The sequence below is a fragment of the Gordonia abscondita genome (genome assembly GCF_032711245.1).
GTDB lineage: Bacteria > Actinomycetota > Actinomycetes > Mycobacteriales > Mycobacteriaceae > Gordonia.
The window spans coordinates 1,899,780-1,919,219 of record NZ_CP128986.1; the positions used below are offsets into that span (position 1 = coordinate 1,899,780).

Sequence of the window (19,440 nt, forward strand, 5' to 3'; positions counted from 1 at the left end):
ACCATGACAGACAACAAATGCAGAAGCGCCATCGTCGTCGGCGGCGGTATCGGCGGCCTGACCGCTGCGCTGGCCCTCCGACGACGCGGCATCGAGGTGACCGTCCTCGAACAGGCAGAAGAACTCGGTGAGGTTGGTGCGGGGCTGCAGATCGGCCCGAATGCGTCGAGCGTCCTGTACGACCTCGGACTTGCCGATGAGCTGAACCGGATCGGACTGGTGGTTCAGGAATCGGTACGGCGCAGATGGCAGGACGGCAGGATTCTCGCCAAGACCACCCTTGGATCGACGGCCACGCGGAAGTACGGAGCCCCCTACTTTCACGTCCACCGTGCCGATATCCACCGGATCACTCTGGATGCGGCCGTCGACCCGAATCAGCCGGGTCCGGCTGCCGAGGTCATAACCGGTCAGCGTGTATCGACGATCGAAGACGTCGACAGCGAGTCCCCCACGGTGGTGACGGTCGACGGGAAGCGGTACACCGCTGATGTCATCATCGGCGCCGACGGCATTCGCTCGGAGGTGCGCACGGCGATCGGCGGCCCGTCGGAGATCATTCAGAGTGGCGATATGGCCTACCGAGCGCTGGTGCCGATGGATCGCCTACGCACAAACTCTGCGACGTCGTGGTTCGCTGACTGGCCTGCGGCGAACTTCTGGCTCGGGCATAACCGGCACCTGGTTGCGTACCCGGTGCGCGACATGCAGTTCCTCAACGTCATCGCTATCGTGCCGTGCTCGCCGCAGGTTGCCGACGAGTGGCGCATAGTTGCGCCAGCACAGGAGATGCGGGCGTGCTTCGAGGGCTGGGATGTCCGCGTCACCGAGATGCTCGCGGAGTCGGACCCCGAGGTGATGGCATGGGCATTGAACTGCCAAGCGCCCTTCGCCGACTGGAGTCGGGGGCGAGTGGTGCTCCTGGGAGACGCATGCCATGCGATGTTGCCGTACTTCTCACAGGGCGCGTCCGAGGCGATCGAGGACGGCGCGATCCTGGCAGAGGAACTGTCCGACGATGTCCCGGCACGGGTGGGGATCGACCGATACTTGGCTCGTCGGGCTCCGCACGTCGAACGAGTTCAGCGTGGTGCTGGCGGCAATCGCGATCTCTTCCATCTTCCAGACGGACCAGAGCAGGAACGGCGTGATGCGCGCTTCCTCGAGCAGCATCAGGAGGCGGACATCTCGTTTGACTTCATTTACCAGGGGACTCCGCCTCGCGGGCATACCCAAACTGTCGCCACAACGTCGTAGCGCCGATCAACCACCACTTGATAGTTCACAAGGAGTAAGGCATGAGCGCTACATCTGCCGACAGAGTTCTGCCGATTGAGCAGGCGGGACTTGACCGAATCCGTCCGGATCAACGAAAGGGAAGACCACACAGTCTTTTCGGGATCTGGAGCTCGACTAATCTCACCCCTGCTACGTTCGTGACCGGTGCGCTCGGTGTCCAACTCGGTCTCAGTCTGCCGATGGCCATTTTCGCGTCGATCATCGGTATCCTGCTTGGCTCGACCCTGATTCCGACGAAGTCCTATGTTGGATTTCGGCTAGGCATTCCCCAGATGTTGATGAGTCGGGCGACTTTCGGTCGTATCGGAGCGGTACTGCCGTCGCTGATAGGCCTATTCAGCTTCATCGGCTGGTTCACTGTCCTCGATGTACTCGGCGCCATGGCGTTGAACGACGGCCTCGGAATTCCGCTGATACCGGGTATCATCGTCCTCGGTCTGATCACTCTCGCCGTGGCAATGATCGGCCACGATCTGGTTCACAAAGTCGAGAAATGGGTGGCGGCCGCAGTGGCGATCGTCTTCGTCATTCTCGTCTTCGTGGCGTTCAACGATATTCAATGGGACTACGCCGGTGACACGGCGCTGACCGGCGGCGAGAAGTGGGGGCTCTTCGGGGCCATCGTCGGAATCGCGTTCACCTATTCCGGTCCCGGCTATACGCCCTACGCTTCGGACTACACGCGCTACCTGCCGCTCAAGACGACGTTCAGGCAGATATTCACCCCCTCGTTCTTGGGGATGGCGCTGTCCTGCACCTTTGTCTTCGCATTAGGTGCGGCAATCGCCACTATCGATCCGACGGCCGACGCTACGGCGCTTGTCGGCCAGGTATCAGGCGGATTGAAGATTCCGATCGCACTGGCCTTCGCCGCCGGGACCGTCGGAGCCAATGTGCTCAACGTATACAGCGGCAGCCTCACTACGTTGGTGTTCGGGCTTCGCGTCTCGCGATGGGCGACGGCTGCGGGCGTCGCAGCGTTCGGCACGGTCCTCGCGATCGTGTTCCGCGAGAACTTTGCTGCCAACTACGAAAAGTGGCTACTCGCCGTCCAATACACAGTCCCTGCTATGGACGCGATCTTCCTCGCTGACTTCTTCCTGGTAAAGAAGGGTCGACACGGATACTCTGACGTCGACTTTTCGCTCGAGCGTGCCAATCCGGCCTTCCACTGGCGCGCCTGGCTGGCCTATCTCGTCGGTGTGGCGGTGTGCATTCCATTCATGTCGTCGTTCATCCACACCGGCTCAGTGGCGATTGCTCTCGACGGTGCCGACCTGAGTTACCTCGTAAGTATGGTGGTCGCCGCCCTCATCTATTGTGGCACATCCATTTCGATCGCCCGTTCCAAGGGGCGTCTACGGTCTCGGAACATTCGGGACGATCAGCCTGGGCTAGCCGATATCGATCCCGATCACGCCCTGTAAATGCGCAAGACAATTGCGTTGTCAAATTAGAAAGATCAAGGAATACAATGAGTGAAAAGACCTATGTTGTAACCGGCTGCTCCGCTGGCATCGGCCTCGAAACGTCACGACGTCTCATTGCGGCGGGGCACAAGGTGATCGGCGTTGACAGGCATGCTCCCGAAGCCGTCGAGCTGGCAGAATTCGTCGAAGCCGACCTCGGTGACGAGGCGAGTATCGGAGTCGCGGTATCCAAAATTGCCGCTGCCGGACCCATCAACGGACTGGCCAATGTCGCGGGCGTTTCCGGACTCGGTGGCGCCGATCTCACTCTGCGAGTCAACTTCCTCGGCCTCCGCGCGCTCACCCAGGGGTTGGAGTCGGCGTTTGCGCCCGGCGCCTCGGTTGTCGTGTGCGCGTCGGTGGCTGGCGGTGGCTGGTACGAGCGCAAAGAGCAGCACTTCGCGCTTGCGCGCACCGACTCATTTCAATCCGGACTCCAGTGGCTCGCCGAGCACCCGGTGGAAAACGGCTTCTCCTACCCGTATTCGAAGGAGGCGGTGCGCGTTTGGGCGCGCGTTCAGGCGGCGGAGTGGCTCGCCAAGGGAATTCGAGTCAACGCGGTGAATCCCGGACCGGTGTCCACGGGTCTGCGCAAGGAGTTCATCGAATCGTTGGGAGCCGTGCGGGTTGAGGACGACATCACTCGCGTTGGCCGTGACGGCACGGTTGAGGACATCGCGCCGCTGATCACCTGGCTGCTCGGCGATGAGTCGATCTGGGTCAACGGCACCGACATTCCCCTTGACGGCGGACTGGCCGCGACGTTCGACGGCGCGATCCTATGACCCGGGGCCGTTGAGGCCCGCGGCTCTGTCCTGAGGTTCGGGACGCCGGGACTGCGAGCGGGAGTGGGCATGGCATCGCATGTCCGCCCCGCTCGCTGTCGGGTGTCGGTGACGTCCAACGTGCCGGCGCGTCGCGCAATCGTCCACAGGGTGAACGACACAACCAACGACGGTGCGTTATGTTCACTCTCGGGGGCCGTGAGAGTCACGCTCCGCGTCTGTCGAGGAGCAGCTCGTGACACCTGGCTTCGGATCGCCGATCCTGACCTCGCCGTACGGTCCGACACACGGCCCGTACGCGGCGGTCCTCGCGCTCGGCGCTCCGCTAGCGCTCGGTCTCGGCGTGTTCTGGAACAGTCCGGAACGCCCAGGTGCACCGGTCAGGGTCGTCGAAGCCTCGGTCGAGGAGAAGTTGAGTCTGGTGCGTCGCTGGCAGATCAACAGCGCAGCGTCGTGGCTGACGGTCACCGACCAGATGATCCGCGGCGAGCACATTCGGGGACAGGCGGGGGAGACGGCGCTCGACGTGCGCGACGAAGTGCTCGAGCGGGTCGACGCCGCATACCTCGACATCGATGACTGGTTGCGCGCGGTCAGCGATCGCGCCGAGCGGGACGGGTGGATCCCCGACCGCATAGATCTCGTGATGCGGCTGGCGGTCAAGGCTTTTCACGCCGAACAGCAGCTCGCAGCCGACGAGATGCTGCCTGCGGGCGAACGCGTCGTGACGATGTTCGCCCACGATCTGGCGACCGCTGCCTATCTGACTCAGGCAGGCGCACGAATGGGATACGCCGACCCGGCGACCGTGCAGCAGATGATCGAAGCCATCGGCCACAACGCCTCCGCCGTCTTCAGTTCGTGGAGGTCGTTCGCCGCGTCGTACGCGATGGCCTCGACCATGCTGTACGGCGGCTACCCGGTGGACGAACCGTATACCGGGCCGGTAGCGGCGATGAAGCTACTGACGACCGATTCGTTGAGCCCGTGGACCAACGTGCCGTTCCCGGGCCGGCCGTGATCGACCGTGGCATGGATCGCGACACCGCGAACACCAGATACGGCGCAGGCGTTTACGCGGCGGCGACGTCGACGATCGTCGTGGACCCGAACGGTCCGCTCTACGACGATCAGGCGCAGGCGCTCGCCCTCGACGCGATGTCGGCCACCGAAGGCTGTATCGCCTGGAACAGCCTTGTGACCGGTGACGTGTCGACCTACGAGGTGCGAGTCAACCTGTCGCGCAACGGTATCGACAGCACCGCCGACTGGGTGGCGCATCTCGGCGATTGTCTCGAACCCGATATGTTCGGCGATCTCGGATTCGTCCTGAGCGCCCGCGCCGAGATGATGAGACGTGATGGCCACGCCATCAGCCTCGCCCACTGGCAGGGGGAACTGCACGAACTCCTGGCCGCGGGCGAGCAAGATCAGTCCGCGCACGACGCCGTCGACAGACTGTGTCCGGCCGTCGCCGAAGTCGACGAATGGATCGCGGACGCGGGACTCCTCCCTGAGGGCACGGTGCTGCGCTCGTTGACGGGCGTGCAGTGCTCCCGAGTGGTGACGGCGGTTCGGTGGGGCGCGCAGTCCGGCTATGGCGATCGTGCCGCGGTCCGGCAGGGCCTGCTCGCCGCGCGCGACCTCGCGGGCGCCGAGTTCGCCGACTGGGCCGAGATCGGGACGTCGACTCTCGCCGGCTGGACGCTCCACGAGCCGCCCGAGCGGCGTCGCGCCGCGTGGGACGCCGGACTCCCCGCACTCGCGACGCTGTTGACCGCTGTCGACAGCCCGTGGCGCAACCTCGACTTCCCGCTGACCGCAGACTTCACCGGTCTGCCCGACTGGTTCGGAGACGACTGATGGCTTTGCTGCGCCGTTCGCGACGATCCACCGACGACCACGCGGAACCTGACTGGGGTTCGGGAGACAGTCCCGAGAAGCTCGCCGACGTGATGGCACGCGACTTCACGTCAGCGCCGCTGCCGGTCGATGTCGACGGCTACCTGTACGGACCAGTCGCGCAGGGGCTCGCCATGTCCGGGCCGCTGGTCGCCGCGAACGAGGGCAGGTGGAACTCGCTGACCGACGTCGGCGACCTGACGCCCGGCAATGTGCGATACATCCTCAACGATGTGTGGGGCATCGAGGACGCCGACGTGTGGATGGACCGTCTCAACCGCCTCGTGTCCGGCGGTTACGGCGACTCGACTGCTTACCACGCCGCCGACATCCGACGTGACGCGCGACGAACCCGTGACGTGCCGACGCTCGACGACGCGACGTGGGAGCGGGCCCTCCGCGACGAGGCCGCGCGCATCGAAGCACCGCCCGGATACGCGGAGTCGCTAGTCGAATCGATCCCCGGGATCCGGATGGCTGAAGACACGCTCCGTCGCGCCCGCCTCCTCGCCCCGGACGAGGAGGTCGAAGCACTCGACGCCTACGACTATGTGCGTGCCGGGAATGTGGCGCGCTGGGGCGTCGTGGAGGGATGGGGAGATGAGAGTATCGTGCGCAACGTCGCGCTTGCGACCCGAGACGCCGCGCTCGAACACTACTCGTCGTGGCGCGCATACGGGCTCGGTATGAGCGCGGGCCGCATCGTCACCTATCCCGACACCTGGGGTAGGGAAGTCGTCGACGCGATCGAATGGGTTCGCCCGTTTCTCGACTCGATCCACTCGCCGTGGAACCACCTCCCATTCCCGACCGAACCGCTGGAGTAGGTGGGGCGACTCGCTCGACCGGTGAAAGAGTCGGTGTGTCAGACGCCTGCTGTGACGCCGTAGGCGGAGGCGAGGCGGGTGATGCGGTCGGCTTCGTGGAGGCGAGGCTTATCGCTGCCGTCACGTACTTCGCCACCTGCGCGTGCGAAGTCGGCGAGGAACCCGCGAGCCCAGTCGACGTCGGCGCTGGTCGGGCTCATCGCTTCGTTCACGACGCGGGCCTGCTCGCCGAACAAGCAGAGACGGCCGGTCATGCCGGTCGCACGCGCGGCTGCCGTCTGGGTGCGGAGCAGATCGAGGTTGGGGCCGGGCGTGGGGCCGTCGATCGGGTTGGGTAGCTTCGCGACCCGCGACGAGTTGGTCAGCCGTGAACGGGCGTATGCCATCGCGAGATCGGTTGCGGCGGTACCGGTGTCGCGGCGGTAGTCACCGCTTCCGAAGGCGAGCCGGACGGTGCCCGCACGCGCGATCGTCGTCGCCTCCTCGATGCCGAGTGCAGATTCGACGAGCGCGATCACGTCGACGCGTCCGCCGAATGCGGCGATCGTGTCCGTGACGTGCGTCGCCGACTCGACCTTCGCGAGGATGACGCCGCGCAGTCCGTTGCACGACCGCAGACGTGCGATGTCGTCGCTCCAGAATTCGGTTTCGGCGTCGTTGAGCCGGACCCAACCGGTATTGCCGGGACGGTCCAGCCAGTCCGCGACGGCGTCGCGAGCGGTCGGCTTACGGGCGGGTGCGACGGCGTCTTCAAGGTCGAAGATCAGTTGGTCGGCCTCCGACGCGGTGGCGTCGGCGAAGCCTTCGGGGCGGGCTCCGTTGACGAGTAGCCAGGAGCGGGAGAGGGCGTAGTCGATCGGGGCTGGTGCAGAGGTCACGGACTTCCTTGTGGGCTCGTAATGGGAGAGGTCTCGGCGGACGTCACGCATGGCTGGCCCGTTCCGGAGGCGGCTTGGCGTGTGGTCTCGCTCATCAGACAAATTGTATGACGATCTGACCCAATCTTCCATCCGCGCGACCGTGTCTGTGACCGGTTCGTCGTGAAATGAATGTACTCAAACCAATTATTACCTGCGAGTACTAAAGAAATAGCGGACGGCAGCGCGATGTGGACATTGTATTACGAGATTGCGTCGCGGCGCTGAACTTGCCAGCACCCAGCGCTGCGCGCACCGCGTCTGCACAGTAGATTCACGTGCATGCCCCGAGTGTTCGACGGCGATCGAGGAGGCGCGCGAATGAGTGCAGACGAGACGGCTCCGGTAGCGGCGCCAACCAGACAGCGGCTCGCGACGTCGATCCGCGACCGGATCAGCACCGGCATGCTCGAACCCGGCTCTCGACTCAACGAGCGGGAATTGTGCGAGGACTTCGATGTCTCCCGCACGGTCGTCCGGGAGACGCTGCGGCAGATCGAAGCCGAAGGCTTCGTGACCATCGAACCCAACCGTGGCGCCGTCGTCGTCACGGTGTCGTACGCCGACGCCGAGCAGATGTTCGAACTTCGGGAGTCGCTGGAGTCGTTGGCGTGCAGCTTGTTCGCGCGCCGCGGAACTGTCGAGCACAAGCGGGCTCTGTGGGAGGTGATCGAGCGGCTGGAGGCCGCCGTCGACACCGGTGACCTGACCGCGATCATTGCGGCGAAAGCCGACTTCTACGACGTGCTGCTCCTCGGCGCGGGCAACGAGCAACTCACGTCGACTCTGCGGCTGCTGCGCGTACGGATCAACCTGCTGCGGCGCTACTCGCTGTCGCTTCCCGAGCGGCACCCGGAGACATTGACCGAGATCCGCGCGATTCGGGACGCGATTATCTCCGGCGACGTAGACGGCGCCCGGCGTGCAGGCGAGCACCACGTTCAGCAGGCGAGTCGGGCGGCGCTACCGCGGATCTTCGACGAACTGCAGCACGCCGCGACGTGAGCGGTCACTCCCCGCGCAACAGGCCGAGCATCGCGTAGGCGGCGACCTTGGTTCCGTACGGAACCGCGGCGAGGTCGACGATGTAGTTCGGGGTGTGCGGGGAGAACGGAACGTCGTCGCCGTGTGCCCGCGCCGCCGCGACCAGTGCGGAATCGGCGATGCCGACCATCAGATAGTTGAACGGCATGTCCGGGTACGGGCCCTTGAGGATCTGCACGTCCTCGGACGCGGTCGCGGCAGGCAGATCGGTGAGCACTCGGTCGTCGCCGATGGTCGCGGCCAGCGATGTCGACATCGCCGCGGCGAGTTCGGGATCGTTGACCAGCGGGAGCGAGCCGCCCTTCAAGATGATCTCCGGCAGCAGATCGTCGCCGACGCCGGCGTCGCGGGCGATCTGCTGGGAGACCGACTCGATGGCGTCGAGAAGTGTCTCGCGGACTTGCGGGTCGTACCAGCGGATGTTGGTCCTGATCACGGCCCGCGACGGGATCACGTTGTTGTCGGCGCCCGCCGCGATCGCCCCGACTGTCAGGATCGCAGTCTGTGACGGATCGATTTGCTCGGCTACCACCGACGAGAACGCGACGACAGCCCGCGCGGCCATCTGCAGGGGGTCCTTCGTCCGCTCCGGCATGGAGCCGTGCCCGCCGACTCCGTGGAAGACGATGTCGACCTGATCGGTGCCCGCCAGCCGCGGGCCGGGCGAGGACGACACGATGCCGACCGGCGCGGGCATCGTGTGCATGCCGATGAGGACGTCGGGTTTCGGGATGAAGTTGTAAAGCCCGTCGTCGACCATCGCCTTGGCTCCGGTGATCGGCTCCTCGGCGGGCTGACCGATCAACACTGCCGTTCCCGACCACGAATCACGCACCGCGACAAGTGCGTTCGCCATGCCGATCAACCAGGTGACATGTGCGTCGTGGCCGCACATGTGTGCCGCGGGGACGACGGAGCCGTCTTCGCGGGTCACCTGCACGTTGCTCGCGTAGTCCAGCCCGGTCTGCTCCTCGATGGCGTTCGCGTCCATGTCGGCGCGATACATGACGACGGGGCCGTCGCCGTTGCGGAGTGTGGCGGCGATCCCGGTGCGTCCGATGCCTTTGGTGACGTCGAAACCGAGCTTCTGTAAAGCCTTCTCGATCAGCCGAGACGTATGCACCTCGCCGAACGCCAACTCGGGATTGCGGTGGATGTCCTTGAATATCTCGACCAGCCGATCAGTGTCGGTATCGACGACTTCATTGACACGAGAGATCAGTTCCTGGGGGAGAGGTGCGGCGAAGGTCACAGGACCACCGTATCGGTGAACGCGCGACGCTAATCTCATATCCATGACTGATCTGCAGAATCCGAACATACAACCCGGAGCGCCGAGCCCCATCGTCTCGCTCCCCAACCTGCGGGACCTCGGCGGCTGGCGTGGCTCCGACGGACGTGCGGTCCGTCCCGGCTTGCTGTATCGGACTGCTGACTTCGAAGCGATCACCGGCGACGACGCGAAGCTCTTCCAGGCTCTCGGTGTACGGACCGTGTACGACCTTCGGTCGAAGGCCGAGCGCGCCGCCGCCCCGGACCTGGCGTTCGACGGCGTGGAGGACATTGCGTTGGACGTGCTCGCCGACTCGTCGACCGCGATCCCCGCGAGTCTCGGTGGCGTCTTCGCTGACCCGAAACTCGCTGTCGAGGTCAGTAAGGCGCTGAACGACGGAACGGCTGCCGCCGCGATCGCCGGAACCTACCGCGACATGATCACGTTGCCGAGCGCGAACACCGCGTACGCGCGCTTCTTCACCGGGCTCGCCGGCCTTGATCGAGCCCCTGTCGCATTCCACTGCACCGCGGGCAAGGACCGCACCGGTTGGGCTGCGGCGTCGGTGCTCACCGTTCTCGGTGTGTCACGCGAGGACGTTTTCACCGACTATCTGCTCACCAACGATCGGCTGGTGCCCGCATACAAACCGATCTTCGACAAGTTTGCGTCCGAGGGCGGCGATCCCGATCTTCTGCTGCCGATTCTCGGAGTCCGGAAAGAGTATCTGGCCAGCGCATTCGAGGAGGTCGACACCCGGTACGGATCGATCGAGGGCTATCTCACCGACGGACTCGGTCTCGATCCGAGTGTGCCTGACACCCTTCGCGCGAGCTTCCTCGAGTGACGTTGACCGGCGCACAGGATGCGGGTCGACGGCGTTTGAGGCGATAGTCGGGGCCGTCGGTGAGGTCCGTCGCCTGGGTGTGCGCCCGATGGCCGTGGTCTATGGCCGTGGTCGATGGCCGCCGTCGGGTCGGTGTCTGACTCAGCCGGCCAGATGGCGACTGATGACCAGTCGCTGGATCTGATTGGTGCCTTCGAAGATCTGGGTGATCTTCGCTTCGCGCATGTACCGCTCAACCCGAAAGTCGCGGGTGTATCCGCAACCGCCGAGGACCTGCACGGCGTCGGTCGTCACCTTCATCGCGGCGTCCGTCGCGACGAGTTTGGCGACCGACGCGTTGCGTGAGTACGGCAGGCCCGCGTCGCGGCGGCGAGCCGCGTCGAGGTACGTCGCTCGTGCCGAGTCGACTGCGGCGGCCATGTCGGCAAGGAGGAATCCGAGGCCCTGGTGGTCGATGATCTTTCGGCCGAACGTGGTTCGTTCCTTCGCGTAGGCCACCGCCTCGTCGAGTGCCGCTTGCGCGATGCCAACGGCGACCGCAGCGATGCCGAGTCGGCCGGAGTCCAGAGCGCTGAAGGCGATCTGGAGTCCTTGGCCTTCCGTGCCGATCCGGCGTTCCTCCGGTACGAACACGTCCTCGTAGTTCGCTGATGTGGTGGGGACGGCGTGCAGCCCCATCTTCTCTTCGGGGCGACCGAAGCTGAGACCGTCGGTGTCGCGAGGTACCAGGAAGCACGAGATGCCTTTGGATCCTTCGCCGGTGCGGGCGAAAAGGTTGTAGAAGTCGGCTATGCCGCCGTGCGTGATCCAGGCCTTGGCGCCGTTGATCGTGTACCCGAGGTCGGTCGCGTTCGCGCGGCATGCCAGGGCCGCGGCGTCCGATCCTGCCTGCGGTTCGGACAGGCTGTAGGCACCGATCGTGCGGCCGCCGAGCATCTCGGGTAGCCACCGCTGCTTCTGTTCCTCGGTACCGAAGGACATGAGCGGGTGAATCGCCAGGCTGTGGACGCTGACGGCGACGGCGACGGACGCCCAACGCGCGGCGAGTTCCTCGAGTACTTGGAGGTAAACCTCGTACGGCTGTCCGCCGCCTCCCCATTCCTCCGGATACGGGAGGCTGAGCAGGCCGACCTCGCCGAGGGATCCGAACACGCCCTCCGGGTAAGTCTCGTTCTTCTCGTGCTCGTCCACGATCGGCGCGAGGACCTTGTCGGCGACGTCGCGCGTGAGTTGGATCAGATCGCGAGCTTCGGTGGTGGGGAGGAGTCTGTCGACGGGCATGATCATCCTAGGGATACTCGAAATAGTACTTTAGTGTGCTAAATGGTACTGCTCACCTTTCGATACTGCAACGGCTCCGCCAGTACTATCTGCGCATGGATACTCCGTCTGACTTCGCGACCGCGCGCCAGAGTCAGCTCTTCACCGAACTGGTTGACGTGTTCCTCGCGGAGGGGTTCGCGCACCTGACGCTCGACGCGTTGACTGCCCGCCTCCGATGCTCAAAGTCGACGCTGTACGCCCTGGCTGGAAGTAGAGAACAGCTGATCACCGCCGCGACGGTGCACTTCTTCAAACGCGCGACGCGGCAGGTCGAGGCGAATGTCGACCCGGCCGCGCCCGCGCGAGAGCAGGTGTTCGCCTATCTGACCGCGGTCGGCGAAGCGCTCGCAGTGGTATCCGCACAGTTCATGAGCGACCTTGACGCTTTTGCCCCCGCCCGCGAGGTGTATGAGCAGAACACCAGGATCGCCGCGGACCGGGTGCGAGAGATTATCGACCGCGGCGTCGCGGCTGGCGAGTTCCGGGGCGTGAACGCGGCTTTCGCGGCCGACGTGATCGCGACGATGATGGTCCGTATTCAGCGCGGCGGCGTTCAGGACAGCCTGGGTATCGACGACGCGCCCGCGTATCGGGAACTGGCGGTGATTCTCACCGGCGGCTTGAGTTCGTGAACGCGACTCCTGGTTGACGGACGTCTATCGGTGCCCGAGCCCACGCTCTTCCCGATGGACCACGCAGGCCAAGCGCTGGAGTTGTTGGCGACGCGGAAGTCGACCGGGAAGATCGCACTCGAGCTGAGCGTGGAGCACGCGTCGCGGCGGCACCACCTGCCATCCACGCCAGCTACCATGTGAAATCGGCGATCAAATGAGGAGTGTGGTGTGTCCGGCGACGGAACGACGACTGAATCGGCCGTCGACTGGCGGCACTACGATGGCCTCCCGCTGGCGTCGATCCTCACGGCTTCGCTCGAAGCCTTCCAACTCAACGGCTATCACGGTGCGGCGCCCCGTGGCTAGAAGCGAACGACTGCACACCGCTGTGCCCGCTGCCGACGCGCTCCGCGCGGGTTTCCGCGGATGACGTCGCCGCGTGCGCATATGGTGGCGAGTGCCGCCGATCTGATCGCGCGCAACGGAGTCGCAGGCACATCGGTCGGCGACGTTCTCAAAGCCGCGGGCGCATCGCGCGGCTCGGTTTACCATCATTTCCCCGGCGGTCGAGCCGAGATCATCGCCGAAGCCGTCCAGTTCGGCGCGACGCGCGTCGACGACGGCCTCGTGGAGGCAGTGCGATCGTCCCCAACCTTCATCGTCGCCGACATCGCCGCCATGTGGCGCCGGGTGCTCACCGACACCGACTTCGCGGCGGGCAGTACCGTCGCCGCCGCCGCGACGGCTCGTGACACCGACCCGGCGGTCGCCGACATCGCCGAACAACACTTCATCCGTTGGGAGGACGGCCTCGCGGCGGGTCTGCGCTCTCGCGGCTTCGACAGCGACCGCTCGCGGTCGTTGGCGATGACCATCCTCGCTGCGATGGAAGGCGCCGTCGTGCTGTGCCGTGCACACCGGAGCTTCGAGCCGCTAGACCGCGTGGTGAAGGAAATCAGTCCGCTTCTGACATCGGCCGGATAGATTGACGGTACATTCTCTGCCATGGCTGTCACCGCAAACACCGAGTTCGACGTCGACGCACCGCCGTCGGTCATCATGGAGATCCTGCTCGACGTCGAGTCCCTCCCCGAATGGTCGGGCCCGCACAAGTCCGCGAAGATCCTCACCGAGCACGAGGACGGAAGCCCGGCACGCGTCGAAGCGTCCGTGACCGCTGCCGGTATCACCGACGACCAGGTGCTCGACTACACGTGGACCGAGAACACGTGCGAGTGGAGTCTCGTCGAGAGTTCGCAACTGTCCATGCAGCAGGGCAAGTACACGATCACCCCTAAGGGCGACGGTGCCCACGTGTCGTTCGAGCTGACGATCGACCTCAAGATCAAGCTGCCCGGAATCATCGTCAAACGAGGCCAGAAGGTGGCTGTCGAGACCGCGAAGAAGGGCCTCACCGCAGAAGCCAAGCGCCGCGCCTGAGCAACGTCTGAACACCCGAACGACCCCGTCACGGACGCCAGTCCGGGGCGGGGTCGATTCTTGTGCATCGCGTCGGTAACGATCGCACCCCGAGCGCTCCCGCGCGAGTAGCGTCGGACTGGACTTCGATCGACCATCGGTAATCTTCGCGGGAGAGGAATCAGCGTGCGCATTTTCAAGGGGAGCCAGGGGATTCGAATCCTCATCGCAGGCCTCGCAGGAGGCGCCGCGATCGGCGCGATGGCTCTCCTCGGCGGCGGAACCGCATCCGCTGACACGACCTGTTCGGCGGCCGACAACAACCGAGTGGAACACGCCGACGGTCTGAGCCACTGCATCGCCAACGCCGGTCCCGGATCGCACGCCGACGCACGCGACACCAGCAACAGCGGCGTCGCCACGTCGGTCGCCACCCAACGCGGAGCCGCGACGAGCATCAACCTGCAGCCGGGCTCGCAGGCGCTGTCGAGCGGCGTCCGAGGCGGCAACGCCTACTCGTTCTCCACCGGCCCCCGATCGACGTCGATATCGATGGCCCGCGACGGCGGAACCTCGGTCGCCGTCGGCGGCTGGGGCGGCCAGGCGTATGCCGGACCGCAGGGTGCGCTGTGCGCGGGCGGATTCGGCGCGGCTTACGATTCGACCACCGGACAGTACTGCGTGAAGTCGGGATCGATCGACATCCACTGACAGCGAGCAGAGGGGACTTTCGGCGGGACCTTTGACGCCGATCGCAGTCCTGCCGAATCGGCGGTATCGCGCTAGCCTGTGCGCGTGGACAATCTCGACGGCTACGTGCAGCCGCAGCAGAACATCGGACCCGACCTCAGCCTCGTCTCAGGGCGGGAGGCCCTGCAGCAGCTCGTCGATCTGCGAGACACCGGGGGCTTCACGGTCGTCGACGACGATGACGACGACCCGATCTTGCTGACGCTGCCCGAACGCAACGTCGTCGACACCTGGCGTGAGGACTACCCGTACGAAGAGCGGATGAGTCGCCGCGAGTACGAGGTGACCAAGCGGCGACTTCAGATCGAGTTGTTGAAACTGCAGAAGTGGTCCAAACAGACCGGACGCCGTCACCTGCTGTTGTTCGAGGGTCGGGACGCGGCGGGCAAGGGCGGCACGATCAAACGATTCAACGAGCATCTGAACCCGCGCGGCGCGCGCGTCGTCGCACTCGAGAAGCCGTCCGAACGCGAGTCGACAGAGTGGTACTTCCAGCGTTACGTGCAGCATCTTCCCGCCGCAGGCGAGATGGTCTTCTTCGACCGCTCCTGGTACAACCGTGCGGGCGTCGAACGCGTCATGAACTTCTGCACACCCGAGCAGTACGACCAGTTCATGTCGCAGGCGCCGGCCTTCGAACGGATGCTCGTCGACGACGGCGTCCACCTCGTCAAATTCTGGTTCTCGGTGACCCCGCTCGAACAGCGGACCAGGTTCGCGATTCGTCAGATCGACCCCGTCCGGCAGTGGAAGCTATCGCCGATGGACCTGGCGTCACTCGATCGCTGGGAGTCGTACACCGGAGCCAAGGAACGCATGTTTCGCGACACCGACACCGACCATGCGCCGTGGACCGTGGTCAAGAGTAACGACAAGAAGCGGGCTCGCATCAATGCGATGCGGTACGTCCTGAGCCTCCACGACTACGACGGCAAGGACGAGACGATCGTCGGGACTCCCGATCCGTTGATCGTGGGCCGTGCGCGTGACCTCGTCGGAGAGTAAGACTCGACTGGCCTCCGGTAACGTCTGCGGGGTGCGAAGTATTGCCTCCGGACTGTTCACCGTCGTCGCGATGATCGCGGTGATCATCGCCGTACCCAGTATGTGGGTGTCGCAGCGGGTGGTCTCCGTCGATGGATTCGCGGCGTCGGCAGGCGACGCCGCCCGCAACACCGAAGTGCAGGACTATTTCGCGGAGAAAGTCGCGGCGTCGGTCGAACAGGAGACGAGCGTCCCGTTGGCGGGTGCCGTCGTCGAACCGCTCGCCCGCAACTACACGCGCAGCGAAGGATTCGTGCAGGACTTCCAGGAGATTGCCCGACAACAGCACGACTGGCTGTTCACGGCACCCGGGCCCGACACGGACACCCACGTCATGGACGTGAACGTGACACCGATGGTCAATCGAGTCCTTGCGTCTACGAACCTCCCGACGGAGGTGGCCGTCGACCGACCCATCTACATCGGCATCGACCAGCACCGACTGACCGCCGGGTCGATGGAGTCGACGGGCCGCCTGGTGTCGGCGACATCGTGGATCGCGGTGACCGTCGCCGCCGTCGCGGCGATCCTCGCACTGCTGGCCGCGAACCGGCGCAGCACTGTGCTCGGATGGTTGGGCGTCGGCGTACTGCTCGCCGCCGCGGGCGCGTTCGGGCTCGCGCAGTACATTCGGTCGCTCGCGGGCGACAAGACTGCCGACACCGACGAGGCCGCGCGCCGAACGGTCGAAGTGGTGGCCGATGGCGTCTCCTCCGATCTTGCGAACCTCTCGCTGATCGTCGCGATAGCCGGAGCGCTCGTCACCGTGGCCGGGCTGCTCTTACGGATCGTCGGAGGACGCCGCCGCTCAGCGTTCTGACGGTTCCGGCCGGGTTCTAGGCCGGCGCGTCAGGCTTCGTCGTCGATGACGAATGCGAATTGATCGGAGTCGAAGCGCAGGCGACCGCGGTCGAATGCGCCGGACACCACGCCGTCGGCCGCGAGCGCCGCGGGTGACCCGGTAGCCATCGTGCCGTCGCCGCGCAGGAGCCACACCTCGTCGGACAACCGCATCACGAGTTCCAGTTCGTGTGACGACATGAGGACGGCGATCGACTGTTCGCGTGCGAGAGAGGCGAGCAGGTCGAGGAACTCCACACGCGACGGTGCGTCCAAGTGCGACGTCGGCTCGTCGAGCACCAGCAGCTCCGGCTCCTGCGCGAGCGCGCGGGCAGCGAGGACACGTTGACGTTCGCCGTCGGAAAGATTGTGAAACGGACGGTCGGCGAGATGACTCGCGCGAACCGCGTCCAACGCCTCGCCGGTACGTCGTCGATCGCGGTCGGCGAGGCGGCCGCTCGGCGACAGGTAGGGCGTCCGTCCGAGAGCCGCCACGTCGTACGCGGTGAGTCTGCCGGGGTCGACGGCGTCGGTGGTGACGACGGCGACGCGTCGAGCCAATGCCGACGCCCGCAGCGACGTGATCTCGGTGCCGTCGGCGAGTACCGCCCGACCCGATAGTGGCGGCTGCAGCCCGCAGACGGTGCGCAACAGCGTCGACTTCCCGGCGCCGTTCGGGCCGATCAACGCGGTCAGCTGGCCCGTGGCCGCCGTGGCCGACAGGTTCGCCGCGACCGTTCGCCCGCGGCGGCCGCGGTATCCGACAGTCAGGTCGTGCAGTTCGAGACCGGTCATACCGAGCCTCCCTCACGGCGCCCGCGCAGGAGGACGGCGATCACGACGGGGGCACCGATGATCGCTGTCACTGCGTTGAGCGGCAAGGACATCCGTTCCCCTGGGAGGTCGGCGAGCGCACCGCACCAGACGGCGAGGGTCGCGCCGACGAGCGCACATCCGGGGATCAGGATCCGGTGGTCCGACGTGCGGAGCAGGCCGCGCACGAGGTGCGGGATCACCAGGCCGAGGAATCCGACGGGCCCACAGAACGCGGTCACCACCCCGCTCAGCAACGCCGCGGACAGCAAGGTGACGGTGCGCGCCACACGTAGGTCGACGCCCATCGACCTGGCGTAGCCCTCTCCGAGGAGGAGCGCGTTGAGTGGTCGGACCGTGAAGAACACGATGCCGATCGTGCCGAGCACGATCGGCGCGGCCACCGAGAGGTCGCCCCACGACGTCGACGAGAACGTGCCAAGGCCCCAGATCATGTACTTCTGCACAGCCGTCGGATCGGCGGTCACGATCAACACAGACACCAGTGCCCCGGTCACTGATCCGAGCATCACACCGATCAGTAGGAGAGTGACGGCGTTGCGGACCCAGACGGCCATCACCAGGATCACGCCGAGCACCACGGCGGCGCCGGTCGCAGCGGCGAGGACGATCCCGACGCGCCCGTACCCGCCGACCGCCCCGACGAACACCGGGCCGCCGACCCCGCCCGCGAGCGACACGATCGCGACGCCGAGGCTCGCGCCGGAGTTAGCACCGAGGATGTACGGATCGGCCAGCGCGTTGCGGAACAACGTCTGCATCTGCAGGCCCGCCACCCCGAGCGCCGCGCCCGCGATCGCCGACGTCGCGATGCGCGGCAGCCGGACGAGTCGTAGGATCGCGTCGTTGCCCGGGTCGGACGCGTCACCGCCGGTCAGTACCGAAAGGATGTCGGGGATCGGCACGACGACCGCACCGACCGACGCAGTCACCATCACCGACACGACTGCGACGACGGCGAGCGTCGCCCACGTCGCTCGCCGTGACAGCGTCCACCGGGGCCGCGCTGAAGTCCGCAGAGTCACTGAGCGGGGAGTCGCAGATAGAACTCGAAGTCGTGGTCGGGGAACAACTCCGGGTGCAGGATCGCCGAGAGGTCCCCGAGGACGAGGTCGGGGCGCAGAACGCCGCGCTCCCAGTAGTCATTCCCGCCCGCTGAGTTGACCGCCTTGATGGCGTTCCACGCGCGCTTGGCGGGTTGCGCGAACACCCGGTACCGGTCGTCCTGCTTGTATACGGCGTCGAGCGACGTCGCCGTCATGTCCGACAGGATCCAAGCGTCAGCGGTCCGCTGCTTGTCGATCACCGATTCGATGGACAATCGCAGCGAACCCGTCGAGTGATCGCCTGCCCACGGATAGTCGCCGCCCGCGTCATGGATCAGACGACCGAAGTAGCTGCCGCCGGCGGCCATCGTCCATGTCCCGTTCTCGATGCCGCCGAGTAGAACATTCGTCTTCGGTGCGTCCGTGGCCTTCGCGGCGACTGCGTCGTAATCGCGCTTGATGCCGTCGAACACTTCAGTGGCCTTCTTCTCATGGCCGGTGAGGGCGCCGAAGAATTTGACCCATTCGGCGCGGCCGAGCGGGCTCGTCTCCAGCCAGTCGGCGTCGGCGAGTACATCGATGCCCGCCTGCTGGAGTTTCGTGTACGACGGGTCGTCCATGCCGTCGGAGACGAGGACGTCCGGTCGGCCGGCGATCACCCGTTCCACGTCGGGCACACCGGCCTCCGCATACTGTGTGACCTTCCCCGCATCGATGCGGGCCCGGATCTGCGGCGTCGACACGTAGTCGGTGGTGCTGACCCCCGTGACCGTGTCGGCGGCGTCGAGCGCCGCCATCGCGGGTAGGTGCGTCGTAGACCCCGAATACATTGTGCGGACCGGCACTTCGACTTGCGGAGCGTCCGCGAGTGCGCCGTCGAGCTTCGGGGCGGGCGCCCCGCAGCGGACCAGTACGTACGAAGCAGGCGCGGCGCCGGGGGCTGGCTCCTTGACGGTCAGCACCTGATACGACTTGTGGTAGTCGATCGCCAACCCGGTCGCATCGGTGATTGTCGATTTGTCCGGGAAGTAGTCGGTGTTCGCGTCGTAGTCGGTGATGCAGTCGCGGTCAGCGCCCACGTCATACGACGAGGACGCGGAACAACCGGAGACGGCCAGCCCAGCGATCAGCAGGCACGCGGCGGCGCTCTTGCGGGGACGGGGGTGCATCGCGCGCTCCGCCTCTCTCAGGGACGCACCGCACCGGC

The 19,440-nt window shown here is 65.6% G+C and carries 21 protein-coding genes; 15 read left to right on the forward strand and 6 right to left on the reverse strand.

Annotated elements, in window-relative coordinates; translation table 11 throughout:
* Positions 1–3 precede the first annotated feature (3 nt).
* From MP11Mi_RS08940 to MP11Mi_RS08965, 6 genes are all read left to right on the forward strand, one after another.
* Positions 4–1,257, forward strand: a complete 1,254-nt coding sequence (locus tag MP11Mi_RS08940; RefSeq protein WP_420041929.1) for an FAD-dependent monooxygenase — start codon at positions 4–6, stop codon at positions 1,255–1,257.
* 41 nt (positions 1,258–1,298) lie between these two features.
* Positions 1,299–2,726, forward strand: a complete 1,428-nt coding sequence (locus tag MP11Mi_RS08945) for a purine-cytosine permease family protein (protein ID WP_420041930.1) — start codon at positions 1,299–1,301, stop codon at positions 2,724–2,726.
* 47 nt (positions 2,727–2,773) lie between these two features.
* The gene (locus MP11Mi_RS08950; RefSeq protein ID WP_420041931.1) at positions 2,774–3,553 is read left to right on the forward strand and encodes a coniferyl-alcohol dehydrogenase; all 780 of its coding nucleotides are present in this window, start codon (positions 2,774–2,776) and stop codon (positions 3,551–3,553) included.
* A gap of 235 nt (positions 3,554–3,788) precedes the next feature.
* The gene (locus MP11Mi_RS08955) at positions 3,789–4,574 is read left to right on the forward strand and encodes a DUF1266 domain-containing protein (RefSeq protein WP_420041932.1); all 786 of its coding nucleotides are present in this window, start codon (positions 3,789–3,791) and stop codon (positions 4,572–4,574) included.
* An 11-nt stretch (positions 4,575–4,585) separates the two neighbouring features.
* Positions 4,586–5,416 carry a DUF1266 domain-containing protein gene (locus MP11Mi_RS08960; protein ID WP_420041933.1) on the forward strand — a complete coding sequence of 277 codons (831 nt, stop codon included), beginning with the start codon at positions 4,586–4,588 and terminating at the stop codon, positions 5,414–5,416.
* Positions 5,416–6,282: a DUF1266 domain-containing protein gene (locus tag MP11Mi_RS08965; protein ID WP_420041934.1), complete on the forward strand. Its 867-nt coding sequence runs from the start codon at positions 5,416–5,418 to the stop codon at positions 6,280–6,282. The genes MP11Mi_RS08960 and MP11Mi_RS08965 overlap by 1 nt, the downstream gene beginning before the upstream one ends.
* Before the next feature lie 38 nt (positions 6,283–6,320).
* On the opposite strand, the gene MP11Mi_RS08970 is transcribed toward MP11Mi_RS08965, so the two are convergent.
* Positions 6,321–7,211, reverse strand: coding sequence for an HpcH/HpaI aldolase/citrate lyase family protein (locus MP11Mi_RS08970; RefSeq protein WP_420041935.1), 891 nt, complete (start codon positions 7,209–7,211; stop codon positions 6,321–6,323).
* A gap of 309 nt (positions 7,212–7,520) precedes the next feature.
* Between MP11Mi_RS08970 and MP11Mi_RS08975 the strand changes: the two genes are divergently transcribed.
* Positions 7,521–8,204, forward strand: a complete 684-nt coding sequence (locus tag MP11Mi_RS08975) for a GntR family transcriptional regulator (protein WP_420041936.1) — start codon at positions 7,521–7,523, stop codon at positions 8,202–8,204.
* Between the two features lie 4 nt (positions 8,205–8,208).
* Here the strand turns inward: MP11Mi_RS08975 and MP11Mi_RS08980 are convergent, their stop codons facing one another.
* Positions 8,209–9,495, reverse strand: coding sequence for an amidohydrolase (locus MP11Mi_RS08980; RefSeq protein WP_420041937.1), 1,287 nt, complete (start codon positions 9,493–9,495; stop codon positions 8,209–8,211).
* Positions 9,496–9,538: 43 nt separating this feature from the next.
* Between MP11Mi_RS08980 and MP11Mi_RS08985 the strand changes: the two genes are divergently transcribed.
* The gene (locus MP11Mi_RS08985; RefSeq protein ID WP_420041938.1) at positions 9,539–10,363 is read left to right on the forward strand and encodes a tyrosine-protein phosphatase; all 825 of its coding nucleotides are present in this window, start codon (positions 9,539–9,541) and stop codon (positions 10,361–10,363) included.
* 141 nt (positions 10,364–10,504) lie between these two features.
* On the opposite strand, the gene MP11Mi_RS08990 is transcribed toward MP11Mi_RS08985, so the two are convergent.
* A complete protein-coding gene (locus tag MP11Mi_RS08990) occupies positions 10,505–11,644 on the reverse strand; it encodes an acyl-CoA dehydrogenase family protein (RefSeq protein ID WP_420041939.1) in 1,140 nt (379 codons plus the stop codon).
* Positions 11,645–11,739: 95 nt separating this feature from the next.
* Here MP11Mi_RS08990 and MP11Mi_RS08995 point away from each other — a divergent pair, with 95 nt between their 5' ends.
* The 7 genes from MP11Mi_RS08995 (at position 11,740) to MP11Mi_RS09025 (ending at position 16,333) form a co-directional block, all read left to right on the forward strand.
* The gene (locus tag MP11Mi_RS08995; RefSeq protein ID WP_420041940.1) at positions 11,740–12,318 is read left to right on the forward strand and encodes a TetR/AcrR family transcriptional regulator; all 579 of its coding nucleotides are present in this window, start codon (positions 11,740–11,742) and stop codon (positions 12,316–12,318) included.
* 210 nt (positions 12,319–12,528) lie between these two features.
* Entirely contained in the window at positions 12,529–12,666 is a 138-nt protein-coding gene (locus MP11Mi_RS09000) for a hypothetical protein (RefSeq protein WP_420041941.1), read from the forward strand.
* A 60-nt stretch (positions 12,667–12,726) separates the two neighbouring features.
* A complete protein-coding gene (locus tag MP11Mi_RS09005) occupies positions 12,727–13,284 on the forward strand; it encodes a TetR/AcrR family transcriptional regulator (protein ID WP_420041942.1) in 558 nt (185 codons plus the stop codon).
* 21 nt (positions 13,285–13,305) lie between these two features.
* Positions 13,306–13,740, forward strand: coding sequence for an SRPBCC family protein (locus MP11Mi_RS09010; protein WP_420041943.1), 435 nt, complete (start codon positions 13,306–13,308; stop codon positions 13,738–13,740).
* Between the two features lie 165 nt (positions 13,741–13,905).
* Positions 13,906–14,430 (forward strand): DUF6764 family protein, encoded by a 525-nt coding sequence (locus tag MP11Mi_RS09015; protein WP_420041944.1) that lies wholly within the window; start codon positions 13,906–13,908, stop codon positions 14,428–14,430.
* Positions 14,431–14,508: 78 nt separating this feature from the next.
* Positions 14,509–15,474 (forward strand): polyphosphate kinase 2, encoded by a 966-nt coding sequence (gene ppk2, locus MP11Mi_RS09020; protein WP_420041945.1) that lies wholly within the window; start codon positions 14,509–14,511, stop codon positions 15,472–15,474.
* Positions 15,475–15,505: 31 nt separating this feature from the next.
* Complete coding sequence (locus MP11Mi_RS09025; protein ID WP_420041946.1) at positions 15,506–16,333, forward strand: hypothetical protein; 828 nt, start codon at positions 15,506–15,508, stop codon at positions 16,331–16,333.
* Positions 16,334–16,362: 29 nt separating this feature from the next.
* Here MP11Mi_RS09025 and MP11Mi_RS09030 read toward each other — a convergent pair whose 3' ends face one another.
* The 3 genes from MP11Mi_RS09030 to MP11Mi_RS09040 all read right to left on the reverse strand — a co-directional run bounded on the left by MP11Mi_RS09030 (position 16,363) and on the right by MP11Mi_RS09040 (position 19,402).
* A complete protein-coding gene (locus MP11Mi_RS09030) occupies positions 16,363–17,148 on the reverse strand; it encodes an ABC transporter ATP-binding protein (RefSeq protein ID WP_420041947.1) in 786 nt (261 codons plus the stop codon).
* Entirely contained in the window at positions 17,145–18,122 is a 978-nt protein-coding gene (locus MP11Mi_RS09035; protein ID WP_420712873.1) for a FecCD family ABC transporter permease, read from the reverse strand. Before MP11Mi_RS09035 ends, MP11Mi_RS09030 begins: the two co-directional genes overlap by 4 nt.
* A gap of 86 nt (positions 18,123–18,208) precedes the next feature.
* Positions 18,209–19,402: an ABC transporter substrate-binding protein gene (locus MP11Mi_RS09040; RefSeq protein ID WP_420041949.1), complete on the reverse strand. Its 1,194-nt coding sequence runs from the start codon at positions 19,400–19,402 to the stop codon at positions 18,209–18,211.
* Between the last annotated feature and the right edge of the window lie 38 nt (positions 19,403–19,440).